The organism is Phyllobacterium chamaecytisi (genome assembly GCF_020164455.1).
GTDB lineage: Bacteria > Pseudomonadota > Alphaproteobacteria > Rhizobiales > Rhizobiaceae > Phyllobacterium > Phyllobacterium chamaecytisi.
In genome coordinates this window covers 137,885-154,930 of sequence record NZ_JAIQWW010000010.1, presented here as the reverse complement: position 1 = coordinate 154,930, position 17,046 = coordinate 137,885, and the positions used below count along the sequence as shown (strand labels likewise).

The following is a 17,046-nucleotide window of genomic DNA, read 5'->3' as shown; positions in this document are numbered from 1 at the left end:
CAATTTACTGCAAGCACCCTCGCGCTGGCTGTCGCATCTTCGCGAAAAGCAAACGAGGGTCTCCAGTGCATACGCAATCTGACAACGGTCAATTTCAGCCCCTCATTTCTGACATCAACGCCCCGCTGCGCGTCAAAAATCTGAAGAAGCGCTTTGGTACGCTCGAAGTCCTCAAAGGGATTTCCATGACCGCGCAGCGCGGCGATGTCATCGCCGTCCTTGGGAGCAGCGGTTCTGGAAAAAGCACTTTTTTGCGCTGCCTGAACTTTCTGGAAGAGCCTACGGAAGGTGAAATCTGGATTTCCGGCAGACGCGTCAGGAAGGGCGGAAGTCTTGCAGGTTACCAAGCGGTCAACGCCATACGCGCCAAGCTGGGAATGGTCTTCCAGCACTTCAACCTCTGGTCGTGCAAGACTGTTCTGGAGAACATCATCGAAGCACCAATCCATGTTCTTGGCATTTCTAAAGGGGAGGCGTGCCTGCGGGCAGAGGAGCTGCTCCTGAAAGTGGGCCTGGCCGACAAACGAAACGATTATCCAGCTCATCTTTCCGGCGGGCAGCAACAAAGGGTGGCGATCGCACGTGCTCTGGCAATGCAACCGGAAATCCTTCTGTTTGACGAACCGACCTCGGCGCTCGACCCGGAACTGGTCGGGGAGGTGTTGAAGGTCATTCGCGCGCTCGCCGATGAAGGACGCACGATGCTCATCGTTACGCATGAACTCGGATTTGCCCGTCAAGTATCCAGCCACACCATATTTTTGCATCAGGGACAGATCGAAGAGGAGGGCAATCCGGGTCAACTCTTCAGCAAGCCTTCCTCGCCGCGGTTCAGGCAGTTTCTCTCAGCGCATCTTGAGGGAGGTTGCCAATGATCGAATTGCAGGGCTTTGGCGAGCAAATCGCCCTTGGCGCATTCACGACACTTCGCACAGCAGTCACCAGTCTGGCGCTGGGTATCGGCGTCGGTCTCTGCGGAGCCTTGGCCAAAGGCAGCCGGTTTCAGATTATCCGGTGGCTCGCTGACTGTTACACCACGCTTGTTCGCGGTGTTCCCGAACTTCTGATTATTCTTATCCTGTATTTTGGCGGTACGGTTGCGTTGACAACTATGTTCGGTCGCTACGTCGAGGTCGACGCATTTGCCGCCGGCGTATTTGCACTGACGATCGTTTTTGGCGCCTACGCGACCGAAGTCTTCAGAGCAGCGATTCAGGCAGTGCCTTCAGGGCAAATCGAGGCGGCTCAGGCTCTTGGTCTGTCGAGATTTTGCATGTGGCGCCTCGTCATCCTGCCCCAGATGTGGCGTTACGCGCTGCCTGGGCTCGGCAACCTTTGGCTCACACTGCTTAAGGATACGGCGCTGATTTCCGTGGTCGGCCTTGAAGATCTGATGCGCAAGACCAGTATCGCTGCGGGATCAACCCATGACCCCCTGACGTTCTATTCGATCGCTGCCAGCCTCTATCTGTTGTTCACCTCCGTTTCGCTGATTGGCCTGACATGGCTTCAGCGGCGCGCCGATCGCGGCGTGCGGTTCGCGCAATGAGACGGTCGTCATGAACCTGCACCTGATTGTCGAAGTTCTGCCCCTGCTTTTCGAAGGGATGCTGCTCACGGCGCAATTGACGGCAGCTTCCGTTGCGATCGGCCTTCTCCTTGCGGTTCCCCTTGCGCTGTTGCGAACATCGCCGTCTTCCGTTCTCTCCTATACCATTGTCCTCTACACGTTCGTGTTCCGGGGCACGCCCCTGCTGGTGCAACTGTTTCTCCTCTATTACGGCGCCGGCCAGCTTGAGTGGGTACGCTCAAGCGCCGCCTGGAGTATACTGAGAGAGCCTTACTGGTGCGCACTCATCGCGTTCTCCCTGAACAATGGCGCCTATACCACAGAGATTTTGCGTGGAGGAATTCGGGCGGTTCCCTCTGGTGAAATCGAAGCTGCAAAAGCACTCGGCATGTCCTACGCGCTGCGCATTAGACGGATCGTTCTTCCTGCCGGCTTTCGGCTCGCCCTTCCGGCGTACGCAAATGAGGTCGTCTTGATGCTGAAGGCGAGTTCTCTCGCCAGCACCATCACTCTCATGGAATTGACCGGGACGGCTCGCAAGATCGTGGCGCAGACCTTTTCCCCGTACGAGGTCTTCATATCGGCGGCCCTGATCTATCTCGGCTTCACATTCCTGATCGTTCATGTCTTTGGCCGGTTGGAAAGGCATATGGCAAAGCATCAGCAACGCGCCAAACTCAAGAACCACAGCCGACCACGTGACAGGGCAGCCGCAAAAGTCTCCGCATCGCAGAAAGTGGCACCATGAGGACCGTTGCGTTGCCCCGATCAGGCGTACACGCTGCAGATCAGGCCAGCGCCGCAATGTTGCGCGGTAGCTGGTACGAGATCGACCTTGATGCCATTTGCCACAACTACCGGCAACTTCGCCGCCATCTGCCTTGCCACGTTAAGGTTTATGCCTGTCTGAAACGCAACGCATATGGATGCGGCGCAGGGCCGGTCGCTTCTGCTTTGGCCAAGGAGGGGGTCGATGGTTTCGCGGTGGCTTCCCTGCTCGATGCAATCGCCATTCGCCAGCAAGGGGTATCCCAGCAGCTTCTGCTCTATCCAGGTGCCCTGCCTGCGGCCGCGCCGACCATTCAGTCGCTTGATCTGACCGTCAGCGTTTCGAGCATTGAAGAGCTGGAGCAATGGCGGGCTGCCATCCCGAGATTGCGTGTGTTCATAAAAGTCGACCTTGGGTTCTTCCGCGCTGGGGCCACGCCTTTCGATGCGGGAAAACTTCTGGCCGCAGCGGCAGGTCTTGCCGATGTGCAAGTCGAGGGCATTTACGCCCACATGAGCGAACTGCCGACCGTGCAAGGTTCAGATGCGGATGAGCAACTTGCCAGAATGCAGGCGATCTTGCGCGAGGCCAGCGGTTTCGGTTGGCGCCCCGCCGTGGTGATGATGTCCAGTACAGAGGGCGTGCTAAACCATCCGGACCTGGACTTCGATGCCGTTGATCCAGGAGCGCTGTTTTTTGGACTGCCCGAGTCCGACAAGCCGACCCGCCCGGTGATACTGCGCCCGGCACTGAAATCCATTTGTTCAAGCCTGGTTTCGGTCAAACGTCTCGATGCGTCACTCGGACCCGTACCGGCCATTTTCGGGAAGACTCCGGGGATGATCCTCGGGGTGATTGGCATGGGGTGGGGAGACGGGCTTCCCCGGGAGATTCCAAGCGGTGCGGTGGGCCTCATACGGGGGCAGCGAGCCCGGTTGCTGCCTCCCGCCCACCTGGAACATATCCGGATCGACCTGACCGATGTTCCGGAAGCCCGCTATGGGGATCAGGTCGTGCTGCTCGGCCGTCAGGGTGATCAATCCATCACGCATGAAGAAGCAGCCACATGCTGGGGGACCGATATCGTCGGCCTTTATGCGCAGCTCAGAGATCATATCCCGAGGATTTACACGCAAAGCAAGGGGAAACCACAATGAATAGGTTCAAACTACCACTGTCTTTCCTTCTCGCTGCCTTGATGTTCGGGCAGGCCAGTGCCCAGGACGGCAAAACGATCAGGATAGCCACGGAAGGCGCATTTCCACCCTGGAATTCCGTCGACACATCTGGAAAACCGCAAGGTTTTGACATCGATGTCGGCACGGCGCTTTGTCAGCGGGCCAAATTAACATGCGAATTTGCGACGCAGGCATGGGACGGTATCATTCCCGCTCTGAACGTCGGCAAGTTCGATGCCATCATGGCCGGAATGTCGATCACCGAAAAAAGAAAGCAGGTTATTGCCTTCTCCAAACCCTACGCCCTGACCTCCAATTACTTCGTTGTCAGAAAGTCGCTCGGTCTTGCGGAGATGGCCAGCCATTTGAAAGTCAATCTCTCGTCGCAAGCGGAAGAGGAAAGAGGCATTCTGCAAGCCCTGAAGGATGCACTCAAAGGAAAAATCATCGGCGTGCAGGGATCGACGAACGCCGAAGCATTCGTCCGCGAGTATTTTGGCGATACGGTTGAAATCCGCACATACGACAAACAGGATAATCTCAATCTTGATCTGGTTGCAGGCCGCATTGATGCTGGATTGGCAGACTATTCCGTCTGGAAGGCTTTTCTGGGGTCCAAGGACGGTGCGATGGCGGCGCTCTACGGTCCGAGAATTTCGGGCGGCCTCTTCGGCCCAGGTATCGGCATCGGCTTGCGCAAGCAGGACAAGGAACTTGCCGAACGCTTCAATGGTGCTATCGAAGCAATTGAAGCGGATGGTTCACTGAAAGCGCTAAGCCTCAAATGGTTCGGTGCGGATCTGGTGTCGAACTGAACCATTTGAGGTGGATTGGCCAAGGGTTGGCAAGCGACGGGCAGCAACGGCATTAGAAAGCACTCTCAAGGTGGTAATGCCAGCCCGTCTGACCAGCGGCACCAATCAAGGCGATGCTTGAACACGGGTGGCAACCCTATGAAGGTGCGAGGCATCTTTTCAGACTTGAATGCTCAACGATCACCTGTTGATCCATGCCAGCCGATTGAGTGGCCACCGTGAGGAGACACAGGTATGGGTCCGCGTGCGGCTTCATCAGAACGCATGCTGCCCGCGAGGGAGGCGGAACTATAAAGCCGTGCACAGGCGTTAACCTTTAATTGCTTGACGACTCACGCAGACTCAGTTGAATTTACGCTTTAATCTCAGAAATTGGATTTAGAGCGTGTATGTTGTCTCCAGCTGAAAAAGACCAGAGTCACCGGACCGGTAAGAAGGTGCGCTCGCTGACGCGTCTGATCGAGGCGGATGCTGACCTGCTCAGCGCCCAATTGCAAGAGTTGCGCTCGCGCGCTTTTCCGCCGACAGCCGTAAAGGAATTGCGCAAATTCACCTCCGGCGAGGCCGCCAAGCTCATCGGCATCACCGACGCTTATATCAGGCATTTGTCATTGGCGGGCGAAGGTCCCGAGGCGGAAAAGACGTCCGGCGGGCGCAGGCTCTATTCGCTTGAGCAGGTGCATGAAATCCGCCGCTATTTGGCCAAGTCGAAGAAAAGCTATCTGCCCGTTCGCCAGGGCAATGAGCATATGCAGGTCATTGCCGTCACCAATTTCAAAGGTGGTTCCGGCAAGACGACGACAGCGGCTCATGTCGCGCAGTACTTTGCCATGCGCGGTTATCGGACGCTGGCGATCGATCTCGATCCACAGGCATCGCTGTCGGCCCTGTTCGGAATCCAGCCGGAATTCGATCTGGAAGACAACGACACGATCTATGGCGCGATCCGCTATGACGATCAGCAGCGTCCCCTCGCCGACATCATTCGCAAGACGTATTTTCATGGACTCGATATCATTCCGGGTAATCTGGAACTGCAGGAATTCGAGCACGACACGCCGCGCATCCTTGCTGAAAAACGCCGTGGTGCCGAGCGGCTGTTCTTCTCGCGCATTGCCGCGGCGCTGGCGACAGTCGATGACCGCTACGACGTTGTCGTGCTCGACTGCCCGCCATCGCTGGGCTTTCTGACGCTATCGGCACTGTGCGCGGCGCGCAGCGTTCTTGTCACCATCCATCCGCAAATGCTCGACGTAGCGTCCATGTCGCAGTTTTTGCACATGACAGCTGGCTTGCTCGATGTGGTGGAGCAAGCGGGCGGCGATGCGGATTATGATTTCTTCCGCTACGTCATTACCCGTTATGAACCCAGCGACGGTCCGCAAGGACAGATCGTCGGCCTGATGAAGAGCCTGTTTGGCGAGCGCGTTTTGACCAACGCCTTGCTGAAATCGACGGCCATTTCCGATGCGGGGCTGACCAAACAGACGCTCTATGAGGTCGGCCGCGAATTTTTCACCCGCGCCACCTATGACCGCGCCATCGAAGCGCTCAATGCGGTCAATCTGGAGATCGAGGATCTGGTGCGCGAAGCATGGGGCAGGTCGCCATGAACAAACGCAGAGACGCTTTGAAAGCCATGATGACGCCGATCAACGAGGCGTCGCAGAACGAGCATCGGCTGGCGAAACCCGCGCAGAAGTCCGGCTCGCTGAAAGCCATGGGGCTGTCGCTGCAAAGCCTTTCGGACGACGCCGAGGATGCGCAGGCTCTGCGCGCCCAGCTCCAGTCCGGCGAATACGTTATCGACATCGAGCCTGGTCTGGTCGATGTCTCGTTCATTCGCGACCGCCTTGATGATCTCGATACGGTGGATTTCGAGGAACTGAAAGCAAGCATTGCGGAGCACGGTCAACAGGTTCCGATCCTGGTCAGGCCCAGCCCGCAAGACGCTGATCGCTATCAGGTCGCCTATGGCCATCGTCGCCTTGCCGCGTTGCAGGCTCTCGGCCGCCCGGTGAAAGCGATCGTGCGCGATCTTTCCGATGAGGACCTGATCGTTGCCCAGGGCAAGGAAAACCTCGAGCGCAAGGACCTGTCCTTCATCGAGCGGGCCCTGTTCGCGGCCCGGCTTGAGGCGCATGGCATTGAGCGGCACGCGCTGATGGCGGCACTGTCGGTTCACAAAGGCAATTTGTCGACCATGATCGCCGTGGCCAACTCCCTGCCGCTGGATTTGATCCAGGCGGTCGGAGCTGCACCCAAGGTCGGCCGCCCACGCTGGGAGCAGCTGTCGCAGCTGCTGCAGGAAACGCCAGGCTCCTGGAAGGAGCGGGTGGACATGCAGCGCTTCATGCGGCTCGACAGCGATGCGCGATTTGCGCTGCTCCTGAAAAGCCTGACCCCGAAGCGGAAGGCCGCTCCCTCTGTCTACCCGCTCAAATCCAGCGCAGGTGTGCCCTTTGCCAGGATCGAGCAGAATGATGGCAAGACGAAAGTGACCGTTGACGAGGCAACAGCGCCGGAGTTCGGCCACTATCTGATAAGGCATTTGCCGGAAATCTACGCTGCGTATCTTCGCAGCGAGGAGAGTGAACCGCGTATGAGACAACTCTAACTGGAGAGAGAGATCACAAAAGAAAAGGCCCCCGAAACAAGTCCCGGAAGCCCTCTCAAAGTCTAAGCAGCTTGAGAATCGCATTTCCGAGAATCACTGTCAAGCACTAAGCGTCGTTTCGGCGAGCAGATTTCTTTTGCCTGATTGAAGGTGAAAGCTATGAACAGGGAAATCACAACGACGCCTTTCGGGCGGCGGCCGATGTCGCACGCCATGCTGGAGGCACAGGCTGCGGCGCGCGATTGTCCGGCTACGCAAGTCGCCGACAAGTGGAAATTGTTCCGTATGATCACCGAGGCGCGCCCAGCTCTTGGTGTATCCGATCGGTCGCTGGCGGTACTGCATGCGCTAATGAGCTTTCACAAGCCGGGAGAACTCGACAGCGAAAGCAATCTCGTTGTCTTTCCGTCCAACCGCGAACTTTCGATGCGCGCCCATGGCATGGCGCCGGTAACATTGCGCCGGCACCTGGCGGCATTGGTCGAGGCTGGTCTCATCATCCGCCGCGACAGCCCCAACGGTAAACGCTATGTGCGCCGTGACCAGGAAGGCGACGTCAAAACCGCTTTCGGCTTTGATCTGACGCCGCTGGTGGCGCGGGCAGGGGAGCTTGAACAACTGGCCGCCGCCATCCGCGCCGAGGATCTGGCAAAACGCCTGCTGCGGGAACGTATCAGCCTGCATCGCCGCGACATTGCCAAGATGATTATTTTTGCCGAGGAGCAGGAACTGGACGGGCCCTGGAGCGCCATCAGCGAGCGTTTTATCCCCTTGGCCCGACCCCTGTTGCGTGGCTTTGACCGCGCCGGGCTCGACGCATTGGCCGCAGCGCTGGATGATCTACGCTTGGATGTCGAGAAGTTATTGGAAATTCACGTTAATTGTACAAAATCAAACGCCAGTGACGTTCAAAATGAACGGCACATACAGAATCAAAATCCCGACTCTTCATTTGAACTTGAACCCGGCTTTAGAAAAGACCAGGGGGCAAATACCGAAGCTGACTGGAACGATGACAGCGAAGTGGAAAGCAGTGAAAGGGGTGATGGCGGGCTGGCCAACCACCCGATACATTCCCGCAACAAATTACCGCCAAAAGCCTTTCCGCTCGGCTTGATCCTGAAGGCTTGCCCGGACATTGTCGATTACGCCCTGCGCGGCATCGAGAGCTGGTCGGACCTGGTGCAGACGGCCAATCTGGTCCGGGTGACGCTCGGGATAAGCCCTGACGCGTGGAACCAGGCGGTCGAAACCTTTGGTGCCAATGAAGCGGCAATTGTCGTGGCCGCGATCCTGCAAAAGGGGGAGGCCATCACGAGTCCTGGCGGCTACCTCCGGTCGCTTACCGACAAGGCCCGTTCCGGTTCGTTCTCCGCGGGTCCCTTGCTGATGGGATTGTTGAAGGCAAACCAGAAGCAGCAAGAGGCGAGGGCAGGGTGAAAAAAACGATGGTTAACAAAAGCTTGATGGTCCCCGCGGCATCCCAGGCATCGACCTCGCAGCGATCCGGTGCTAAGCCCGCATGATCTGCACAGAATCACGGACATGGAATTTTATGAGTCGTCTCGACAGCTTCATCCGCCGTATGACGGCACAGCGCGATGTTCTCAATCACATTGGCGAGAAGGTGAGGGAGTTGCATGGGCCGGTACTCGAGCTTGGCCTTGGCAACGGTCGCACCTTCGATCATTTGCGAGCCCAGTTTCCAGAACGCAAGATCATCGCTTTCGACAGGGCCGTCGGTTCCCACAAGACCTCGACCCCTGAACCGGAAAATCTGATTGTCGGCGAAATACGTGAGACCGCGCAGCAGTTCGCAGGTATCAACGCTGCTCTTGTGCATGTGGATATCGGGACAGGCTATGAGGAGAAGGATGCCATAACCCTGACATGGCTGCCGCAATTGGCGGTAGCGCTGCTTGCCCCGAATGGCATCGTCGCCAGCGGGCTCGAACTCAACCATCCGCAGCTTGAAAGCCTGCCGCTGCCACACAACGTCAAGAAGGGCCGCTACTTCCTATATCGCCGCGTCGAATAACAGGACGTCGAACTGTTTTTCGTTGATGGGAATTTCCCTGACCTTCGCCGGTGTACCCTCATCCTCCCGGAAAATCAGGCAATCCTCGTAGAATTCTGCAAGAAATTGCACGAAGGCGGTGGATTGGTCCGGTCCGTAAAATGTCGGCGAAAATTCCATGTAAAGTGGGATCTTGCGGGCGAACAGGGCTTGCATGGAGTGGCAGGCGAGAGGTTCGTATCCCTCGATATCCATCCAAATCAGACCGACGTCATCGGGATTTATTGCAGCTTCGTTAAGGATTGACCCGACCGGCCTGACCGGAACGACAATCTTGCTATCGGATGTATTGTGCCGGATGGCGCTGCTCTTGCCATGATTGCTCTGATGCTGAAAGAAGTCGATCTCGCCCGCGTTCGCTCCAGCGGCGCAATTGACCAGGATTACACAATCCTCCAGCCCGTTCTGCGTGACATTGGTGCGAAGCAAATCGAAATTGCGCGGATCCGGTTCGACACTCACAATGCGGGCGAACTGCCCGCTCAGGGCAAAATAGATGGTTTGGCTGCCGATATTTCCGCCAAGCTCAAGCAGCGTGGTGCCTTGGCGCAGCAGACGGCGCTCCTTTAAAATACCAAGCAGCCGGTCCACATGCTCGCGCTCGAAGTGGCCCTTCCGGAAAATTTTCTTGCCGATATAATCGCCGGGCGAAAAACTCATGACGTGATCGCCACAATCGAGTGTCATCGTTTGAACACGCGGGCCAAGCGAATTGATCAACAAATTCCGACCGTAGCGCGTGTCGAAAAGCCTGGAAGCCAGATTATTTCTGGCTTTTCTAAGATGGCGGCGGATCGATTTTGTGTCCAGCATTGATTGAGCCCTACCCAACATCACTCCTAGCGCAATGCCGAGACATGTAAAGCCCGGACACGTCCTGGCCAACTGCCCGGGTCAGACAAACCTCGCAGTCAATTCCTGGTGAATGATATAGACACGCAGTGGTTCAGCCCGGCCGCGAATCGAGATTTCCTGGCTTTCGAGATTGGCGGTGTCGGAACCGGCCAACTGGATGGTTGGTTCCGACACGACCAGCGTGGAGTCGAGCTCCTTGGCGATGGTTTCCAGCCGGCTGGCAACATTGACCGTATCGCCGATGGCGGTGAGGTTCTTCACATTGCCATAACCCATCGCACCGACAATGGCCGGACCGCTGTGGATGCCGATGGCAACACGAAGCGGCATCGAAAGCTCGGCGGACAATTCATCATTGAGCCGTTCTATTTCGCTGACGATCCTGGCGGCTGCTTTGAGCGCGTTGCGGCAGGCGTCTTCCGGTGAACCTTTCAGGCCGAAGAGTGCCATGGCGCCATCGCCGATGAATTTGTCGAGACGTCCCCCGGCGTGCTCGACCGCCTGACCGACAATGGCAAAATAACGATTGAGCAGGAAGACGATATCGTAGGGAAGCTGGGCCTCGGTCAGCATGGTGAAGCTGCGGATATCGCAAAAGAGAATGACGATCTCCTGTTCGCGCCCGGGATTGATTTGCTGGCTGCCGACGGGAAGCGCGCCTTCCGTCGTTGGCACAAGCAGTGGAACGACGCTGATGTCGTGTAGCGGCCGCAACTGGCAGGCGAGGCGCACGCCGGGATCTGCGTTGATGCGGTGGAGCGTTGTCTGTTCGGTTGATTCAGGTTTCGGCAGCGATGCCGCACCCTCAACGACCTGGACACGGCAGGTCGAGCAGCGGCCTTTGCCACCGCAGACCGCATAATGCGGGATCCCCCCGAGCCGGCTCGCTTCAAGCACACTGAAGCCGCGCGGAACGTTGACGATTTGCCCCTCCGGATAACGGATTTCGATCTGGTCTGTCCGTTCGCGCCGGCTGCGCCGTGCGCGCATGGCAAAAACAGTCAGCAACGTGCCGGCAAATCCGCCATAGAGTGCGTATTTCGTCATCTGCACCCGTTCCTTGCGCACTGCGGTCGGTGCAAACGAATATGCGGCGTCATCGCTCTTCGAACCGCCGTAGCCGGTGCTCGTCCCCGCCGGGCCGTACCCGCTGCTGGATTGCGGTGGCTCGCTGGCGAGTAGGCGCCCCGTACTGGCAAATCCAAGCAGGGCCAGCACCGGCAAGAGAATGGCAAAGGTCAAAAGGAACGGGGCGACCTTGTCGTACCACGGCCGATAGCGCAGCCAGAAATGGACTCCTATACAGCCATGCGTCCAGACCACGACGAGGGCAATCGATTGGCGCAAACCGTTCATCGGTGCGTTGATCCATAGCGAGCGGATGACAAACGCATAGACGTCCGGCGTACCCATGATTTGCGAGCTGATGCGTGTTGCAAGCACATGTTCAATGATCAACAGCGGGATAAGAAGGCCGAGAACAATCTGCAGCGCTTCCCGAAATGGCATGACGAGGGTGCGGCGCTGATAGAGTGAACGCATGACAAGTGCGATGTGAACGAGAACCGAGCCATAAAGAAGGACGGTGCCGACCGGATTGCGCCAGAGGGCGGTGAACCACAGCCGGCCTTTTTCCGCAGCATCCAGAGAGATCAGGTTCAGTGCGTGATTGGCAAGATGCAATGTCACGAAGACCAAAAGGATCAGTCCCGACATCAATCGTGCCCTGCGCAGGGAACGCTCGGACAAAAGGGGCGCTGTGTCGATTGATGTCATGAATACCCGGATTATATTCTAGCCGAATCAATTTAAGCGACGAATGGTGATTTGGCGAGAAGATCAATGCCGCCGCAAAAATGGCGAGATGAAGCCGCGCTTGCAATTATTGGCGGAACATTTGAAAGCTTGTTCCTATACGTCGTTTGAAGCACAAAGAGACAATGCAGATCGCCTTCTATGCCCCGCTGAAATCACCCAGTCATCCGGTGCCATCCGGCGATCGGCAGATGGCGAGATTGCTTGTGGCCGCGCTTGAATTGGCGGGTTACGATGTCGACGTGATATCGCAGTTGCGCAGCTTTACGGCGACGCCCGAAGCTGCCGGACGCGAACGCGTTGCAGAACTGGCAAAACAGGAGATCGAGCGGTTGTCACGGCAATGGCGGCGCGAGGGAAAGCCTGATCTATGGTTCTGCTATCATCCTTACTATAAAGCGCCTGACCTGATCGGCCCGCCGCTCGCCGCTGCGCTGGGTATTCCCTATGTCACCGCTGAAGCGTCCTATTCGAAGCGGCGAGATGACGGCGGCTGGGCCGAGTTGCAGTCCGTGGTGGTGGATTCAGTGCGCCAAGCGGCAGTCAACATCTGTTTGACCAAGCGCGACGCGGTCGGACTGGCCGCACATTATCCCGAGGCGCGGTTAGCGCGGCTGCAGCCCTTTATCGATGCATCGGCGTTTCGTGCCGAACCCGCAGCGAATGACCCGCACCGACTGGTGACGATCGCCATGATGCGGGCGGGCGACAAGCTCGAAAGCTATCGTATGCTCGCCGAGGCACTGGCCTTGCTCGGGGAGAAGCCGTGGAAACTGAGCGTTATAGGCGATGGACCGGAGCGCGTGGCAGTGAAGGCGATGTTTGCGGCGTTTGACGCCGAACGCATCGAATGGCTGGGCGAAAAGCGGGCCGGGGAAGTTGTGGATTTGCTTTATCGTGGTGGTACCTTTGTCTGGCCGGGGACGGGCGAAGCCTACGGCATTGCCTATCTGGAAGCGCAGGCGGCGGGATTGCCGGTTGTGGCACAAAAGACCGCGGGGGTGCCCGAGGTGGTCAAGGACGGCGTGACGGGTAGCTTGACGCCGGCTGGGGATATAAGCACCTTTGCCGATGCCATTGTGCAGATGATTGACAATGAGGACCGCCGCCTTTCCATGGGACGGGCGGGACGACGTTTTGTAATGGAAGAGCGATCGCTCGAGATTGCGTCAAAGCGGCTGGGCCAGCTGTTGCGGAAATATATGGTGCATGATGGATGAAGCCGCATGGCAGCCATTGCGAGAGGAGCTCGCGCGCTGGACAAAAGCCAATCGCATTGCCCGATTTTGGCTGCGCGACGATGACGCGGTCGCGCCGACCGCTGCGCTGGAACGGCTTCTGGTGTTGCGCGAGGAGTACCAGGTCCCGCTGACGCTCGCCGTAGTCCCTGCCTATGTGCAAGAGCCGCTTGCCCGACGATTGGCGGGCGAAGTCGGTGTGACTGTCGCGGTGCACGGCTGGTCGCACGAAAATCACGCAGCGGCAAACGAGAAAAAGCAGGAGCTCGGACCGCATCGAGCGCTTTCTGTGATGTCGGCGGAACTGGGTGAAGGATATAGACTGCTTGGAAAACTGTTTCCCGACCGCTTCGTACCGGTGCTGGTGCCGCCATGGAACCGGATCGATCCGTTGCTCCTGAAGGAATTGGCAAATCTCGGTTTCAAGGCACTATCGGTTTTCGGTCGGCCAAACGAGACGTTCACGGCTGTCCTTCCGGTCATCAACGCGCATGTTGATCTGATGGACTGGCACGGAACGCGAGGCTGCAGGGACCATGGGCAATTGGTTGAAGCGATCGTCAGGGAGTTGCGGCTGCGCTTCAGGAGCCACGATGAGCCTGTCGGCATCCTGACGCACCATCTTGTGCATGATGAATCCGCCTGGGAGTTTTTGCGGAGATTGTTCGCAGTGGTGGCGGCAACGCCGGCTGGTCGCTGGGTTTCGCTGCGGGGATTGCTCTAAAGATCGATCACCTGAAAATCCCGCGCGGCAAAGGCGCCGGCAAAGCGTTCTTTCGCCAGGCGCTCGAATTCGTCGAGTTCGTCATCCGTGCGATCCGGCGCGTGATGAAACAGCGCCAGTCTGCCGATCCTGGCTGCCTGCGCCAAGAGGGCGCCATGCTGCCACGTCGAATGGCCATAGCCGAAACGCCGCGGCATCTCGTCTTCTGTGTAGGTGCAGTCATAGACGACGAGATCGGCGTCTTTGATGAGCGTCAGAACGACCGGGTCAAGCTTGCCGGCTTCATGCTCGGTATCATAGATCAACGCCAGGACTCGGCCAGCAAATTCAACGCGGTAGCCGATGCAACCGCCCGGATGATTAAGGCTGCCGGTGCGGATCGTGACCCCGTCAAATGGTGTCAGCACGTCGCCGGAACGAAAATCGCGAAAAGCGAGACTGGCCTTGCAGATTTCGGGCTCGACAGGAAACCACGGCGGGCGCATGAACTGCTTGACCATTTCACGCGTCGTCATGATCCCGGCCAGATGACCGGACCACAGCCGCACATTCATCATCGGATTGTAAAGCGGCATAAAGTAGGGGAGGCCAATGATATGGTCGTAATGACAATGGGTATAGAAGATGTCGAGGTGGTCAACGCCTTCCAGTGCCAAAGCATCGCCCGCCTGCCTTATGCCGGAACCGGCGTCGAAGATCATCCGGTGCTTGCCGCATTGAACTTCGATACATGCGGTATTGCCGCCATACCTTTTGAAATCGGGACCCGATACGGAGACGCTTCCCCGCGTTCCCCAGAATTTCACCCGAAACACTTCGTCGTTCATTATGCTCTTTACACCCAATTCCCCTTTTTCAGGGCATCGTATCCAAACTGCAATCCTTATGCGAGGCTTGGATTTCGATTAATTTAGCAGCGGCGCAATAAAAATCTGCGTCAGATCATATGTAAGCGATAGCGATTTGGATTTTAAGCTTTATGACAATTATTGATACAAACGTATAAATCTGCCGACTTTCTTCACCACGGAACGGATGATTCATGTCTTCTTTGACGTTTCCGCCGATTGCTGTCATCGCCGATGCGCATTTCCACGATCTTTATGGGGACTATGATTTCGACGGCATCGATGTTGGCGGGCGCAAAATGACAGCGCGACGGCTGACCGACACGGTGCGCTCTACCCGGGTGTTCAACGAGAGCTACTATGCTCTGCGAGGGGCCCTGGACGAGGTCGTGACCCGCGGCATCAAATATGCCGTTCTGCTCGGCGACTATTCCGATGACGGCCAGATTGCGACGCTTGAAGCGTTGCGGCACCTACTTGACAGCTACACCCGCGAACACGGAGTTGTTTTTATTGCTACCCCCGGCAACCACGATATCTTCGGCCCGGATGGCAAGCACCACGCCAAACGCCTGCTTAATCCCGATGGCACCTATACGATCGTCGCCAGCGACGATGAATTCGTCGATGACGATGCAGACGGTATGGTGGTTACCAACAAGATGTATTGCTCGGGATACCCCGCTGGATTGCTGGCCTTGCCGGATATCGGCTTCTTTCGCAGGCCATCGGATTTGTATTGGGAGACACCGTTCGGGATCCATGACGATCCAGCGAAGCGGCTTTATTGCGTGTGTTCGGATGACGGACTGAATGAGTATCGGTTAATGGATGCGTCCTATCTGGTCGAACCGGTTGCGGATCTCTGGCTTTTGATGATCGATGCCAATGTGTTCGAGCCGCGCAACGGTGTCTTTGCCAAAGGGGATGCGGGGGCATTCTTCGACAGCACCAATGCCGGCTGGAATGCATTGCTCAAGCACAAGCGCTTCGTCTTGCATTGGGCGAAAGATGTGGCCGAGAGAGCCAGGCGAGACGGCAAGCGGCTGCTGACATTCTCGCACTATCCGCTACTGGATATGCTCAATGGCACAGCAGAGGACGAGCGGTCGCTGATAGGTGAAACGATATCCACGAAACGGACACCGACAGATGCGGTGGCGCGTGCGGCCATTCATGCAGGCATCGGCGTTCATTTCAGCGGGCATCTTCACATCAATGATACGGCGCTGGTGCGCCGCGGCAAAGATTTCCTCGTCAATATCGGCGTGCCGTCGCTTGCAGCCTTTCCACCGGCCTTCAAGGTGGTAACGCTGGGCAATACAGAGTTAAGGGTTGAAACGGTCAGCATCGAGCACCTGCCGGTCGACCCTGTCATCAATCGACAATATCGTACCGAGATCAATGTCACAGGCAAGAACACCGGTCGTATGCTGGATGCCACTGATTATGGAGATTTCCTGTCGGAACATATGGACCAGCTGGTTGTGCATCGCTATTTGCGCCGCGAATGGCCCAACAACATGGCGAGAACCATGTCGCGGCTCAATCTTGGCGATTTGTACGTGCTCAGCCAATGGGAGCAGGCAGTTCCGATCGAGAACGCCGAGGCAGTTGTTCAAGCGCAACGCGCCTTCAAAACCTCTGGCGATTATAGTGCAAACGCGCTTGGACAGCTTGATTTTATCCCGGTACTCAGTCTGCTTGGCGATTGGTATCGGCTGCGTATGGGCAGTGAACTGGCATTGGATCGCATATCGCCGGATCGGCTTGCGGCCTATCGTTTGCTGATCGAGATGTACGCAAGCTCTTGCGCACTTGAGACTGGCGGCGCTCAGGAAAAATTCGCGCGCCTGTTCCGCATGATGGGGCAATATCTGTCGGACCTGCCCTCGCGTGACTTCCGGATCAATCTCACCAGCGGGTCAATCACGCGCAACGAAGACCAGTCAGCCGATGATTGAAGGCAGGTGAAGGCAGCATCAGCTGAGCCCCGCTATTTCGCCGCCTGCTTCTGCTTGCTGCGCGCTTCGCTGAGTTCGGTTGTTGTGTGGCTCAGGCGGTCGGCAAGAACACGCATGATCTCGATGGTCATCTCCGGATAGTCACTCAGGAGCTTGAGAAAGTGATCCTTGCTGATGCGCAAGGCCTCGAGTGCGGAGTTTGCCCGGACCGTCGCAGTTCGCGAAACGTCACAGAGGATTGCGATTTCACCGACGATGGAATCGTGCTCTATCTCCGCAACCTTGATTTCACCGCTGGGGGAATCTGACAGAATATCAGCACCGCCAGTGAGGATGACATAGGCTGCATCGGCTGGATCACCCTGGCGAAACAGGATCTGGCCGGATTTGTAGCTGACGCGCTCGGATGTGAAGGCCAGAAGCTTGAGCTTGGCTGGCGCAACGCCCGAAAACAGCGGTACCCGCCGCAACATTTCAACTTCATCTTTCAGCAGCATGAACGTCCACCACCCCCTGATAGAGACTTTTCGATAATTTCAGCCAGACGGGCGTAAAGCTGAATTCTCAAAAGATCTC

Annotated in this window: 16 protein-coding genes; 12 read left to right on the top strand and 4 right to left on the bottom strand. The window is 57.2% G+C overall.

The window, feature by feature from the left end; all coding sequences use genetic code 11:
* Nucleotides 1-65 precede the first annotated feature (65 nt).
* The 9 genes from LB462_RS16955 (at nt 66) to LB462_RS16915 (ending at nt 8,987) form a co-directional block, all read left to right on the top strand.
* The gene (locus LB462_RS16955; RefSeq protein ID WP_370637200.1) at nt 66-875 is read left to right on the top strand and encodes an ABC transporter ATP-binding protein; all 810 of its coding nucleotides are present in this window, start codon (nt 66-68) and stop codon (nt 873-875) included.
* Complete coding sequence (locus tag LB462_RS16950) at nt 872-1,549, top strand: ABC transporter permease (protein WP_224510462.1); 678 nt, start codon at nt 872-874, stop codon at nt 1,547-1,549. The genes LB462_RS16955 and LB462_RS16950 overlap by 4 nt, the downstream gene beginning before the upstream one ends.
* 10 nt (nt 1,550-1,559) lie before the next feature.
* Nucleotides 1,560-2,318, top strand: coding sequence for an ABC transporter permease (locus LB462_RS16945; RefSeq protein ID WP_224510457.1), 759 nt, complete (start codon nt 1,560-1,562; stop codon nt 2,316-2,318).
* Nucleotides 2,315-3,496: an alanine racemase gene (gene alr, locus LB462_RS16940; RefSeq protein ID WP_224510454.1), complete on the top strand. Its 1,182-nt coding sequence runs from the start codon at nt 2,315-2,317 to the stop codon at nt 3,494-3,496. The genes LB462_RS16945 and alr overlap by 4 nt, the downstream gene beginning before the upstream one ends.
* Nucleotides 3,493-4,332, top strand: a complete 840-nt coding sequence (locus tag LB462_RS16935; protein ID WP_224510452.1) for a transporter substrate-binding domain-containing protein — start codon at nt 3,493-3,495, stop codon at nt 4,330-4,332. Before alr ends, LB462_RS16935 begins: the two co-directional genes overlap by 4 nt.
* Nucleotides 4,333-4,721: 389 nt before the next feature.
* Nucleotides 4,722-5,945, top strand: coding sequence for a plasmid partitioning protein RepA (gene repA / locus LB462_RS16930; protein WP_112532347.1), 1,224 nt, complete (start codon nt 4,722-4,724; stop codon nt 5,943-5,945).
* Nucleotides 5,942-6,949 (top strand): plasmid partitioning protein RepB, encoded by a 1,008-nt coding sequence (gene repB / locus LB462_RS16925; RefSeq protein ID WP_224510449.1) that lies wholly within the window; start codon nt 5,942-5,944, stop codon nt 6,947-6,949. The genes repA and repB overlap by 4 nt, the downstream gene beginning before the upstream one ends.
* Before the next feature lie 159 nt (nt 6,950-7,108).
* The gene (gene repC / locus LB462_RS16920) at nt 7,109-8,389 is read left to right on the top strand and encodes a plasmid replication protein RepC (RefSeq protein ID WP_224510446.1); all 1,281 of its coding nucleotides are present in this window, start codon (nt 7,109-7,111) and stop codon (nt 8,387-8,389) included.
* A gap of 115 nt (nt 8,390-8,504) precedes the next feature.
* Nucleotides 8,505-8,987 (top strand): class I SAM-dependent methyltransferase, encoded by a 483-nt coding sequence (locus tag LB462_RS16915; RefSeq protein ID WP_224510443.1) that lies wholly within the window; start codon nt 8,505-8,507, stop codon nt 8,985-8,987.
* Here LB462_RS16915 and LB462_RS16910 read toward each other — a convergent pair.
* Together LB462_RS16910 and LB462_RS16905 are read right to left on the bottom strand one after the other, a co-directional pair.
* Nucleotides 8,967-9,839, bottom strand: a complete 873-nt coding sequence (locus tag LB462_RS16910; RefSeq protein WP_224510440.1) for an FkbM family methyltransferase — start codon at nt 9,837-9,839, stop codon at nt 8,967-8,969. The genes LB462_RS16915 and LB462_RS16910 overlap by 21 nt on opposite strands.
* An 81-nt stretch (nt 9,840-9,920) precedes the next feature.
* Nucleotides 9,921-11,657: an adenylate/guanylate cyclase domain-containing protein gene (locus LB462_RS16905; RefSeq protein WP_224510404.1), complete on the bottom strand. Its 1,737-nt coding sequence runs from the start codon at nt 11,655-11,657 to the stop codon at nt 9,921-9,923.
* 164 nt (nt 11,658-11,821) lie between these two features.
* On the opposite strand from LB462_RS16905, the gene LB462_RS16900 reads away from it, so the two are divergent.
* Together LB462_RS16900 and LB462_RS16895 are read left to right on the top strand one after the other, a co-directional pair.
* Complete coding sequence (locus LB462_RS16900) at nt 11,822-12,916, top strand: glycosyltransferase family 4 protein (RefSeq protein ID WP_224510401.1); 1,095 nt, start codon at nt 11,822-11,824, stop codon at nt 12,914-12,916.
* On the top strand, nt 12,906-13,658 hold the full coding sequence (locus LB462_RS16895) for a polysaccharide deacetylase family protein (protein ID WP_224510398.1): 753 nt from the start codon (nt 12,906-12,908) through the stop codon (nt 13,656-13,658). The genes LB462_RS16900 and LB462_RS16895 overlap by 11 nt, the downstream gene beginning before the upstream one ends.
* Here LB462_RS16895 and LB462_RS16890 read toward each other — a convergent pair.
* A complete protein-coding gene (locus tag LB462_RS16890; protein WP_224510395.1) occupies nt 13,655-14,485 on the bottom strand; it encodes an MBL fold metallo-hydrolase in 831 nt (276 codons plus the stop codon). The two genes, LB462_RS16895 and LB462_RS16890, sit on opposite strands and share 4 nt — an antisense overlap.
* A 215-nt stretch (nt 14,486-14,700) precedes the next feature.
* Here LB462_RS16890 and LB462_RS16885 point away from each other — a divergent pair, with 215 nt between their 5' ends.
* Nucleotides 14,701-16,470 (top strand): metallophosphoesterase family protein, encoded by a 1,770-nt coding sequence (locus LB462_RS16885; protein WP_224510392.1) that lies wholly within the window; start codon nt 14,701-14,703, stop codon nt 16,468-16,470.
* 32 nt (nt 16,471-16,502) lie between these two features.
* Here the strand turns inward: LB462_RS16885 and LB462_RS16880 are convergent, their stop codons facing one another.
* Nucleotides 16,503-16,967, bottom strand: a complete 465-nt coding sequence (locus LB462_RS16880; RefSeq protein WP_224510389.1) for a cyclic nucleotide-binding domain-containing protein — start codon at nt 16,965-16,967, stop codon at nt 16,503-16,505.
* Nucleotides 16,968-17,046 lie beyond the last annotated feature (79 nt).